10 protein-coding genes are annotated in these 11,429 nt (G+C 73.9%); 8 read left to right on the top strand and 2 right to left on the bottom strand.

Annotated features, from left to right (window positions below; all coding sequences use genetic code 11):
• Positions 1-67: 67 nt before the first annotated feature.
• Together ABT112_RS27890 and ABT112_RS27885 are read left to right on the top strand one after the other, a co-directional pair.
• Positions 68-328: a hypothetical protein gene (locus ABT112_RS27890; RefSeq protein ID WP_351514172.1), complete on the top strand. Its 261-nt coding sequence runs from the start codon at positions 68-70 to the stop codon at positions 326-328.
• A 233-nt stretch (positions 329-561) separates the two neighbouring features.
• On the top strand, positions 562-819 hold the full coding sequence (locus tag ABT112_RS27885; protein ID WP_351514170.1) for a hypothetical protein: 258 nt from the start codon (positions 562-564) through the stop codon (positions 817-819).
• 211 nt (positions 820-1,030) lie between these two features.
• Here ABT112_RS27885 and ABT112_RS27880 read toward each other — a convergent pair whose 3' ends face one another.
• The gene (locus tag ABT112_RS27880; RefSeq protein WP_351514168.1) at positions 1,031-2,662 is read right to left on the bottom strand and encodes a FadD3 family acyl-CoA ligase; all 1,632 of its coding nucleotides are present in this window, start codon (positions 2,660-2,662) and stop codon (positions 1,031-1,033) included.
• A gap of 172 nt (positions 2,663-2,834) precedes the next feature.
• Between ABT112_RS27880 and ABT112_RS27875 the strand changes: the two genes are divergently transcribed.
• The 6 genes from ABT112_RS27875 to ABT112_RS27850 all read left to right on the top strand — a co-directional run bounded on the left by ABT112_RS27875 (position 2,835) and on the right by ABT112_RS27850 (position 9,695).
• Entirely contained in the window at positions 2,835-3,986 is a 1,152-nt protein-coding gene (locus tag ABT112_RS27875; RefSeq protein WP_351514166.1) for a lipid-transfer protein, read from the top strand.
• A gap of 6 nt (positions 3,987-3,992) precedes the next feature.
• Positions 3,993-4,445 carry a Zn-ribbon domain-containing OB-fold protein gene (locus tag ABT112_RS27870; RefSeq protein WP_351514165.1) on the top strand — a complete coding sequence of 151 codons (453 nt, stop codon included), beginning with the start codon at positions 3,993-3,995 and terminating at the stop codon, positions 4,443-4,445.
• A complete protein-coding gene (locus ABT112_RS27865; protein ID WP_351514163.1) occupies positions 4,442-5,206 on the top strand; it encodes an enoyl-CoA hydratase/isomerase family protein in 765 nt (254 codons plus the stop codon). The genes ABT112_RS27870 and ABT112_RS27865 overlap by 4 nt, the downstream gene beginning before the upstream one ends.
• Positions 5,207-5,374: 168 nt before the next feature.
• A complete protein-coding gene (locus ABT112_RS27860; protein WP_351514161.1) occupies positions 5,375-6,010 on the top strand; it encodes a hypothetical protein in 636 nt (211 codons plus the stop codon).
• Between the two features lie 768 nt (positions 6,011-6,778).
• Positions 6,779-7,519, top strand: coding sequence for an IPT/TIG domain-containing protein (locus ABT112_RS27855; RefSeq protein ID WP_351514159.1), 741 nt, complete (start codon positions 6,779-6,781; stop codon positions 7,517-7,519).
• 130 nt (positions 7,520-7,649) lie between these two features.
• Entirely contained in the window at positions 7,650-9,695 is a 2,046-nt protein-coding gene (locus tag ABT112_RS27850; RefSeq protein WP_351514157.1) for a beta strand repeat-containing protein, read from the top strand.
• A gap of 54 nt (positions 9,696-9,749) precedes the next feature.
• On the opposite strand, the gene ABT112_RS27845 is transcribed toward ABT112_RS27850, so the two are convergent.
• Positions 9,750-11,429 (bottom strand): outer membrane protein assembly factor BamB family protein (locus tag ABT112_RS27845; RefSeq protein ID WP_351514155.1); only part of this gene is annotated, 1,680 nt, incomplete at its 5' end.

The raw sequence follows: 11,429 nt of genomic DNA, 5'->3' as shown, positions 1-11,429 counted from the left end.
CACGGGGGAGTCGCCGGACGGGCACCGCAGAATGGGTCCCCCTTGCGACCCAACGGAGTTGAGAACGATGAGCACGACCGCGAAGACCACGCCCGCGCCCGGTGTCGACCCCAGCAAGGTCGAGGCCGACGGCGACGCCGACGTCACCACCGAGGACCACCACGCCTCGGGCGGGGACGTCCGGACCGCGGACCATCACGCGTCGGGCGGCGGCATGAAGCCGAAGGACCACCACGCGTCCGGGGGCGACATCAAGCCGAAGGACCACCATGCGTCCGGCGGGGGTGTCCGGACCATGGATCACCACGCGTCCGGCGGGGGCAAGTAGCCGCCGGACTCCCGCGCCGCCGCCGGTGAGGCGGAGGCGCGGGCGGGGTCCTGGGTCCTCATGACGGGGGAGGCCGCGACGGCACGGAGGGGGAGCCGTCGCGGCCGGCCGCATGCCGGAAGGGTTGGATCACGCCACCCTTGGGTCATTTCGGGCCAATGGTGCAAACGTTTGCAATTCCATCGCTAGGTTCTCCCAGTGAACGACGTTCCGCGCCACACAGAGGAGTTGACATGACCCGCACCAAGCAGATTCTCGTCACGCTCGCAATCGCCGCGGCGACGGCGGGAATCGGAGCGGCCCCGGCTATGGCCGGGGACCACCACACGCCGATCAGCGCCGGTACCGAGGACCACCACACGCCGATCAGCGCCGGTACCGAGGACCACCACACGCCGATCAGCGCGGGCACCGAGGACCACCACGCGGGCGTCGCCCCGGTGGAGGACGCCGCCGTCCAGGGGCTCCCCGGGGACCACCACAGCAGCTGAATCAGCCACAGCACAGCGGCGTGCCCGTCCGGCACGCCCGACGGGGGCCGAGCGCGTCACGCACGGCCCCCGTTGCCATGCCGGGGGCTGCCGTGCCGGGAACGACCGCGTCAGGAATGGCCGTTCCGGGAGTTGCCGTGCCGGGAATCGCCGTACGCGGGAGCCGCCCCGCCGGAGCGGCCGGAGGAACGCCCGCCGGAGGCCGGCGCCTTCACCCGGACCGCAGCTCGGTCTTCAGCACCTTCCCGCTCGCGTTCCGCGGCAGCTCCGCCCGGAACTCCACGGCCCGCGGCACCTTGTAGTTCGCCATCTCCCGCCGCGACCAGGCGATCAGATCGTCCGCGGTGAGCGTCGCGCCCGGCCTGCGCACCACATACGCCTTGCCCACCTCGCCCAGCCGCGCGTCCGGCATCCCGACGACCGCGGCCTCCCTCACATCCGGGTGCCGGACGAGGAGTTGCTCGATCTCCGCCGGATACGCGTTGAAGCCGCCGACGATGAACATGTCCTTGATCCGGTCGGTGATCCGGAGGTTGCCGTCCGCGTCCAGCACCCCGACGTCGCCGGTCCGCAGCCAGCCGTCCGGGGTGATCGCCTTCCTGGTCTCCTGCGGGTCCTCGAAGTAGCCGGACATCACATGGTGACCGCGGACCAGGACCTCCCCCGGCAGGCCCGGCGCCAGCTCCGCGCCGTCCGGGCCGACGACCCGGACCTCGGTGTCCGGGATGGCCCGGCCCGAGGTGGACGCCACGACCCCGGCCGGGTCGCCGCGGCGGCACATGGTCACGGTGCCGGAGGCCTCGCTGAGCCCGTAGGCGGTCAGGACCGTGGCGACGCCCAGTTCGCCGCGGAGCCGCTCCACCAGGTCCAGCGGGACGACCGCCGCCCCCGTCACCACCAGCCGCAGCGCGCCGAGATCGTGCCGGGAGCGCGCGGGGTGGTCCAGCAGCGCCTGGTGCAGCGTGGGCGGGCCGGGCAGCACGGTGATGCGTTCGGCCGCCAGGTTGGCGAGCGCGGTGTCCACGTTGAAGACCGGCTGCGGGACCATCGTCGCCCCGCGCAGCAGACAGGCGATGATCCCGGCCTTGTAGCCGAAGGTGTGGAAGAACGGGTTCACGATCAGATAGCGGTCCCCCTCCACCAGCCCCGCCAGTTCGCTCCAGACCTCGTAGACCCGGAGGGTCTGGGCGTGGGTGATGACCACGCCCTTCGGCCGGCCGGTCGTGCCCGAGGTGAAGGTGATGTCCGAGGGGTCGCCGGGGCGGACCGCGTCCGCCCGCTCCCGCACCGCGCTGCCGGGCACCGCGGCGCCGTCGGCCAGGAACTCCCGCCAGGTGCGGAAGTCCGCCGGTGCGTCCTCGGCCAGCACGACCACCTCGCGCAGCCGGGGCAGCCCCGGGAGCGGCCCCTCCCCCGGCCCCTGCCCGGCGGCACGCCGCAGCGACGCGACGTAGGAGGTGCCCAGGAAGGTCCCGGTGACGAAGAGCAGCTTCGCCCGCGTCCGCTCCAGCACATACGCCGCCTCCGCGCCCTTGAAGCGGGTGTTGACCGGGACGAGGACACCCCCCGCGGTCACCGCGCCGAGCGCGGCGACGATCCACTCCAGGGTGTTCGGCGCCCAGACCGCGACCCGGTCACCGGGCTCCACTCCCCGGGCGATGCAGGCGGCGGCCGCCCGCTCGACCCGCTCGCCCAGCTCCCCGTAGGTGATCCGGGTGCGCCCGTCGACCACCGCCTCCCGGTCCCGGTGGCGCTCGGCGGCCCGGCGGACCAGCCCCGGAATGGCCGCGCGGTCCGCCGGAGGTCCGGGGGTCGCACCCCGGAGAGCCGCTGTACCGCGCATCGCCCGCCTCCCGTTCCGGCCCGCACCGCTGCCGTCCGCACCGCCGCTGTCCGCACTGCCGCCGTCCGTACCGCTGCCGTCCATACCGTCGCCGTCCGCATTGCTGACTGACCGTCAGATTAACGGTAGCCTTCCCGGCTGTCAGCAGTGACGGCCGACCACGGAGGTGGCGATGGGGACGGCTCTCAAGGACGCCGCGGCGATCGTCGGCATAGGCCGGACCGCCTTTGCCAAGCACCTGCCCGAGCCCGAGAAGACCCTCGCCTGCCGGGCGGTGCTGGCGGCGCTCGACGACGCCGGCATCGCGCCGTCGGAGGTCGACGCGCTCGCCTCGTACACCATGGAGGAGACCGACGAGGTCGAGCTCGCCAAGGCCATCGGCGCCGGGGACGTCACCTTCTTCTCCCGGGTCGGCTTCGGCGGCGGCGGCGCCTGCGCCACCGTCGGGCACCTCGCCGCCGCGATCGCGGCCGGACAGGCGACCGTCGGCGTGGCCTGGCGGTCGCGCAAGCGCGGCTCCGGCCCCCGGCCCTGGCGGAACACCGCCGTCCAGCTCCCCACACCCGGCCAGTGGACCCGGCCGTTCGGCCTGCTCCGCCCCGCCGACGAGATCGGGATGCTGGCCCGCCGCTACATGCACGAGTACGGCGCCACCCGCGACCACTTCTTCAATGTGGCGCTGGCCTGCCGCAACCGCGCCAACCAGAACCCCGCCGCGATGATGTACGACCGGCCGCTGACCCGCGAGATGTACATGACCGCGCGCTGGATCAGCGAACCGCTCTGCCTCTACGACAACTGCCTGGAGACCGACGGCGCCCTGGCCTGCGTGGTGGTCTCCGCCGAGCGGGCCCGCGACTGCCGCCGGCGCCCCGTCCGCATCCACGCCGCCGCCCAGGGGCTGCCCGCCCAGCACCACGGGATGGTCAACTACTGGAACGACGACCCGCTCACCGGCCCCGCCTGGACCGCCGCCCGACACCTGTGGAAGTCCGCCGACTTCGGGCCGCAGGACGTCGATGTGGCCCAGATCTACGACGCGTTCACCCCGCTCATCCCGCTCTCCCTGGAGGGCTACGGCTTCTGCGGCCGGGGCGAGGGCGCGGCCTTCACCGAGGGCGGGGCGCTGGAGACCGGCGGGCGGCTGCCGGTCAACACCAGCGGCGGCGGGCTCTCCGAGGCCTACGTCCACGGCTTCAACCTGATCACCGAAGGCGTGCGCCAGCTGCGCGGGACCTCCACCGCCCAGGTGCCCGGCGCCGCCACCTGCCTGGTCACCGCGGGCGAGGGCGTTCCCACGTCCGCCCTGCTCCTGAGGAGCTGATACCGGATGCCGGAAACCGCCGACGGACTGCTGACCCCCGTCGCCGACGACGACGGCGCGCCCTTCTGGGAGTACGCCGCCCGGGGGGAACTGCGCGTCCAGGCCTGCGCCGACTGCGGCCGGCTGCGCTTCCCGCCGCGGCCCTGCTGCCCGCACTGCCACTCCTTCGGCCAGGAGTGGCTGCGGATGAGCGGCCGCGGCCGGATCTGGTCGTACGTCGTCGCGCACCCGCCGCTGCTGCCCGCCTACGCCGCCCAGGCCCCGTACAACGCGATCGTCGTGGAGCTGGCCGAGGACCCGCTGATCCGGCTGGTCGGCAATCTGGTCACCGCCCCGGACGCTCCGCTGAACTCCGCCGCCCCCGGTGCGCTGCGGATCGGGGCTCCCGTCCGGGCGGTGTTCACCCGGCCGCCGGGCAGCACCGTCACGGTGCCCCGCTGGATCCCGGACCGGTCATGACGGTCCGCACCGAGATCCGGGACGGCGTCGCGGTCGTCACCCTCGACCGGCCCGAGCGCCACCATGCGATCGACCTCCCCACCGCCGCCGAACTGCGCCGCGTCTGGCAGTCGTTCCGCCGGGACGACGCGGTGCGCGCGGTGGTGCTCACCGGCTCCGGCGAGCGGGCGTTCTGCACCGGCATCGACCGGTCCGCCGAGGTCCCCCAGCCCGGCAGCCCGTACTCGGTCGACGACCCGCTCCTGACGGTCGGCCCGAAGGCGAACGACCTGTGGAAGCCGGTCGTCGGGGCGGTCAACGGCATGGCCTGCGGCGGCGCGTTCTACCTGCTCGGCGAGTGCGAATTCCTCATCGCCTCCACCACCGCCACCTTCTTCGACCCGCACACCGACTACGGCATGGTCAGCGCCTACGAGGCCATCGCCATGGCACAGCGGATGCCGTTCGGCGAAGTGGCGCGGATGTCCCTGATGGGCACGGCGGAACGGCTGTCGGCGCACCGGGCGTACGAGACCGGTCTCGTCTCCGAGGTGGTGGAACCGGACGGGCTGCTGACGGCCGCGCTGCGGGCGGCGTCGGTCATCGCGTCGTACCCCACCACCGCGGTGCAGGGCACCGTACGGGCCGTGTGGTCGGCCCGCGAGGCGGCCCGCGGCCAGGCGTTCGCGGGCGCCGCCGCGCTCATCGCCCTCGGCAATGCGCCCCCGGAGCGGCAGGCGGAGCTGTTCACCCGGCGCACCCGGGACTTCCGCACCCGCTGACCGGGCGGCAGCGCGCTCAGGGGGCGCCCTGTGGCAGGAGCCCGGTCAGCGGGGCCCGGCCACGCGGCCCGGTCACGGGACCCGGTCACAGAGCCCGGTCACACGGCGGCTTCCCATGGCGGAGGTGCGGCTCCCGGCGTAGCGTCGGAGGGGAGGTGATCCGCGCTCATGGCACGCAACGCCCTCGGCTCCACGGTCGCCCTCCTCGGGGCGGCGGCCGCTGTGGCGAGCCCCTTCCGAGCCTGGTACGGCAACCGCCAGGGCCGTGACATCCGCGTGGAGGACCTCTTCGGCGGCATCACCACCGTCTCCGCCGAAATCTGGGAGTCGGTGTTCGTGGTGATGCTCTTCGTCGCGCTGCTGACCCTGGTGGGAGTGATCTTCCGGTCCCGGCTGACGGTGGCCCTGGCCGGGATCGTGTCGCTGGGCTTCACGGTGCTGTGGATGGTGCGGCAGGGGCAGGCGACCGGAAGCCTCACGGCCGGCGGCGCCGAAGGGCTGGGCGCGGGCGCCGCGCTGGCCGCCGGCGGCTCGCTGCTGATCCTGCTCGGCGCGCTCCTGATGGCCGGCCGCAAGCGCCGCCGGTCCCGGCACGGCCGTGACGGGGAACTGACCGAACCCGAGCCGTACGGCTACGAGCCCGAACCCGAGCCCTACTACGGCCCCGGCGGCCCCGGCGGCCCCGGCGGTCCGGGCGGCCGCGGCGGTCCCGTCGACGGGGACACCCCCACGCAGCCCTACCCGCCGCCGCCCCCGCCGGACGAGCCCTGGCCGCCGGACCACCGCCCGCCTCCCGGGCGGTAGCACCCCCGGGAACCGACGGGCCCGTCCCGCCGTCCTGCCAGCCCGGCAGGCCCGCAGCACCGCAGTCCTGTCCAGTCCCCCAGTCCCGCAGACCCGCGGTCCCGCAGCCCCGCAGCCCCGCAGCCCCGCAGTCCCCCAGTCCCCCAGTCCCCCAGTCCCGCAGTCCCGCAGTCCCGCAGTCCCGCAGTCCCGCAGTCCCGTCAACAGCGTTCGAGCGATCACGCCATCGGCTGATCCAGCGCCATGAGCGCCCCATGACGGTCGGCACTGTGGGATTTTTGCTGTTCCCCGGGTTTCTCCGGGCCAACTGGACCACGGCGACACCGGGCGCACACGCGGGCCACCGCGGAACTCCCCCGGGGAGACGGGCGCACCCCGGCGCAGCGATTCCCTGATGGTCCTTTACGCATATGGTCATACTCACCCCATAGTGCGTCCGATGCGCTCTGTCGGGGCCGTGACCTCCTCGGTTTCAATGTTTCTCAGGCAAGGGGCAGAGACCTTCTCTCGGGGTCAAAGGCCGCTCGCCCGCTCCCATTCCGGCGACCCCGCACCGCGGCGGGCACGCCGTCGCGCACTCCCCCAGGGCACGCAGTACGGGGCCCCAGTGCCCTGGGGGCTCCGCACGGACGGCACAGTGCACTGCTCCGGCGTCACCACGGGCCGATACCCCCGGGACTTCTGCGGCCGCTCTTCTCCGTCCGTTGTCGTTCCGCTCCGGCATCCCATCCGGCGGGAGCTCACCCATGCGAGGAAAGGGACAACGTCGTGGCGACTATCAACCCCACCCAGGGCCCCGCGTCAGGCGGGAACTCGGTGGTCATCACCGGCACCAACTTCACGGGCGCGACCTCCGTGAAGTTCGGAACGAAGTCGGCCTCCTTCACCGTCAACAGCGCCACCCAGATCACGGCGACGGCTCCGTCCGGCTCCGGCTCGGTCGGCGTGACCGTGACGACTCCGGGCGGCGTCACCACGCCGGTGGCGTACTACTACATCAACCCGCCCATCAAGTCGACGCTCAGCGCGACGTCGGGGCCGCTCGACGGCTCGACCACCACGCTCACCGGGGCCAATCTGACGACCGCGACCTCCGTCACCTTCGGAGCGGTCGGCTCGGCGACCCCGACCGTGGTGAACGACAGCACGCTGAACGTCACGGCGCCCACCGCGGAGGACCCGGGAACCGTGCCCGTCACGGTGACCACCCGGGGCGGCAGCACCAACGGGCTCTTCTTCACCTACGTCGACGCACCGACCGTCGGCACCATCAGCCCGGCCACCGGCCCTCAGTCCGGCGGTACCGCGGTCACCGTCCCGGGCACCGGGCTGAGCACGGCGCAGACCGTCACGTTCGGCGCGACCTCGGCGGCGTTCCAGGTGATCGACGACTCCACGCTGATCGCCTACTCGCCCGCCGGCACCGGCACGGTCGCCGTCAACGTCACCACCGAGGGCGGCACGGACGCCAGCGCCAACAGCTTCGTCTACGTGGCACCTCCCGGTTAACAGGCCGGGGTGGACAGCGGGTTCGCGCCGTCCACCCCGCCCCAGGCCATCTCGGGTCCAGGCCGGCTGCGGCCTGGACCCGTCCGCAGGTGAACGACACATCCGCAGGGGACCGACAGAGAGGTACGCCGTGCCCGAGCCCACCGCACCATCCGCCAGGACGACCGCCCCGCAGCCGACGGCCTCACCGTCTCTCCTCCTCGCCGCACCGGTGCTCACCTCCCTGACGCCCACCTCCGGACCGGCGGGGGGAGGCAACACCGTCACCCTCACCGGCACCGACCTGAACGGCGCCACTCAAGTCCGGTTCGGCAGCAGCATCGCCGGCTTCACCGTGGTGTCCGCGACGCAGATCAACGCCACGGCGCCGGCGGGCATGGGCAATGTCCAGGTCGTCGCCGTCACTCCGAGCGGCACCAGCAACGGGCTCACGTACACCTATGTGCCGGCCCCCGCGCTCACCTCGCTGGCCCCCACCTCCGGTCCGGCGTCCGGTGGCACCACGGTCACCCTCACCGGCACGAATCTCTCCGGGGCCACACAGGTGCGGTTCGGCACCACCAACGCCACGTTCACCGTGGTCTCCAACACCCAGATCACCGCCACCGCGCCACCGGGGGCCGGGGGCGTCCAGGTCACCGCGACCACGCCGGGCGGCACCAGCAACGGCCTCACCTACACCTACATACCGACCCCCACGCTGACGTCGCTGAATCCCACCACCGGAACGGCCGCGGGCGGCAACACCGTCACCCTCACCGGCACCGATCTCAGCGGGGCCACGCAGGTCAGGTTCGGGACGACCAACGCCACGTTCACCGTGGTCTCCAACACCCAGATCACCGCCACCGCACCACCCGGAACCGGAACCGTCCAGGTCACCGCCACCACCCCCAGCGGCACCAGCAACGGGCTGAGCTACACCTACACCGCCGTTCCCGCTCCGACGCTCACGTCGCTGTCGCCCACCTCCGGTCCGGACGGCGGTGGCACCACCGTCACGCTGACGGGCACCAATCTCAGCGGGGCCACACAGGTCAGGTTCGGCACCACCAACGCCACCTTCACCGTCGTCTCCAACACCCAGATCACCGCCACCGCACCACCCGGAACCGGAACCGTCCAAGTAACCGCCACCACCCCCAGCGGCACCAGCAACGGGCTGAGTTACACCTACACGCCCGCCCCCACGCTGACGTCCCTGGTCCCCGCCTCGGGGCCGGCCGTGGGCGGCAACACCGTCACCCTCACCGGCACCAACCTGACCGGGGCCACCCAGGTGAAGTTCGGTTCCACCAACGCCACGTTCACCGTGCTCTCCCCCACCCAGATCAACGCGACGGCGCCGCCGGGCACCGGAGCCGTCCAGGTCACCGTGGCCAGCCCCGACGGCACCAGCAACGGGCTGAGCTACACCTACGTCACCGCCCCGGTGATCGGCTCGGTGACTCCGCTGCAGGGGCCCACACCGGGCGGGAACACCGTCGTCCTCACCGGCTCCGGGCTGGCCGGGGCGACGGCGGTGAGGTTCGGGAACGTCCCGGCGGCGAGTTTCACGGTGGTCTCCGGCACGCAGATCAACGCCGTCGCGCCACCGGGCGCGGCCGGACCGGTGATCGTGGAGGTGACCACTCCCGGGGGCACCAACGGACCGGGGGCGTACTACTTCTACGTGGCGGCTCCCGCCGTCACCGCGGTCTCCCCGAACACCGGTCCCACCGCGGGCGGGAACACCGTCTCGGTCACCGGGTCGCATCTGACCCTGGCCGGCTCCGTGCAATTCGGCGCGGCCGCCGCGGCGTTCACGGTGGTGACGGACCATCTGCTCACCGCGGTGGCCCCGCCCGGCACCGGCAACGTCGCCGTGAGCGTCACCAGCCCCGGCGGCACCAGCGCCGGAGTCGACTACGGCTACATCACCGGGCCGGTGCTCTCCGGGCTGACCCCGGCGACCGGGCCGGAGGCCGGCGGCACCACCGTCACCCTCACCGGGTCCGGGCTGACCACGACCACCGCGGTCCAGTTCGACGCGACCACCACGGCGTTCACCGTGCTGTCCCCGACCCAGGTCACCGCGGTGGTGCCGCCGGGCACCGGCAGCGCCGCCGTCACCGTCACGACCACAGGCGGGACCAGCAACAGCCTGACGTACACCCGCGTCGCCCCGCCGGGTTAGCCGCTTCGCACGGCTCGTCCCCCGGGCCGGTCCGACGGGACCGGCCCGGGATCCTCAGCGGGGCCCGGCCGGTGCCGACGGCCTCGCCATGCCGGTGCCCTTCAGGGCGTCCAGGGCGTAGACACAGCGGTCCTTGCTGCACGCGTACACCACACCGCCCGCCACCAGCGGGGAGCCGGTGATCTCGCCGCCGGTCGCCAGCTTCCAGCGCAGCTGGCCGCCGCTGGCGTCCAGGGTGTAGAGGCAGTGGTCCGCCGAGCCGAAGTGGACCCGGCCGTCCGCGACGACGGGGGCGCCGATCACCTCTCCCTGGGCGGCGAAACGCCACTTCGGGGTACCCGTCACCGCGTCCAGCGTGTACAGCGCGCTGCCGCTGCCGACGTGCACCGAGCCCGCCGCGACCAGCACCGGTTCGGTGGACTGACGGGCCTCGGTCGCGATGCGCCAGCGTTCCCGGCCGTCGGCCGCGTCCAGCGCGTAGACCGTGCCGAGGTAGTCGGCGACGTAGACACCGCCGCCCGTCACCGCCGGGCCGGGCGCGAACGCCGGGGCGCTCAGGAACGCCGCGGGCGCCTCGAAGCGCCACCGCACCTCGCCGCGGGCCACATCGAGGGCGAGGACCCGGGTCCCCGCACAGACGTAGACGGCGCCGTCCGGGGCGGGCAGCAGCCGCACCGGGACACCGCCGCAGGCGGCGGCGTCGCCGACCGGGTAGGACCAGCGCTCCATCCCGGTCCGCGCCTCGAGGGCGCGCAGCCGTCCGTCGGACCACACGTAGACCACGCCGTCCTGGACGGCCGGTCCGGACTCGGGGGTCTCGAAGTCGGCCTGGGCGCCGGAGATCTCCCACAGCTTCTCGCCGTTTGCCGCCTCCCACGCCTGCACGCCGCCGCCGCGGGTGCCGGTGACGACCGTGCCGTGGTCGACCTTGAGCGAGTACACCCAGCCGTCGGCGGCCAGCCGCCAGCGCTCCGAACCGTCCGTGGCGTCCAGCGCGTAGAGGGTGGGGCCGTCGGACGCGTGGATGCGCCCGTCCGCCACCGCCATGGCCCACGCCACGTCCCGGGTCTTGAACTGCCGCCGCCCGGTGGCCACATCGAGGGCGTGCACCTCGAAGGAGGTGACGTACAGCCGGTCGGCGGCGACGGCGGGGGTGCCCCACACGTCGTTGGACATCCGGAACCGCCACGGCCGCCAACGGGCGGGCGCGCCCGGCGGCTCGGCGGGTTCGGCGTGCGGAGCCGTGGTGGGCGGCATCGGGCCGTCCGGTGCGGGCGACGGCGCGGGGACGGGCAGCGGCCCCGGGGCGGCCACGGCCGAGCCCTCGGGGGCGGCAGCGGCGGACTGCCCGGTGAAGGCGCCGGTCGGCGGACGCACCCAGCCGGTGGCCGACCCGGAGGCCGCCCCCGCCTGCGGGTCGCGCACCTCGCCGGCGCGCGGGCCGGGCCCTATCGGCACCTGGGTGCCGGGCAGCCGCAGGGAACGGCCCTGCGGCTGCGGTCCGGCCTGCTGCTGCGGTGCGGCATCGGCGACGACGGCGGACGGCGCGCCGTCCCAGCCCGCCGCGCGGTCACCGGCCGGGACCATCCCGCTGCGCGGATCGGCGGCCGGACGGCTGGCCGAGGGGCCGGGGCCGATCGGCGCGGAGGTGCCCAGCGGCGCGGCGCCGCCGGCGTCCTGCCGTATACGTCCACAACCAGCCCGAGGACGGGCAGGCCCCGGCAGTGACCGCCG

Origin of the sequence: Streptomyces sp. NPDC002055, assembly GCF_040296705.1 — a bacterium.
Classification (GTDB): Bacteria; Actinomycetota; Actinomycetes; order Streptomycetales; family Streptomycetaceae; genus Streptomyces.
Note: the sequence above shows the minus strand (reverse complement) of the source record. Positions and strands in the feature narration are given on the sequence as shown.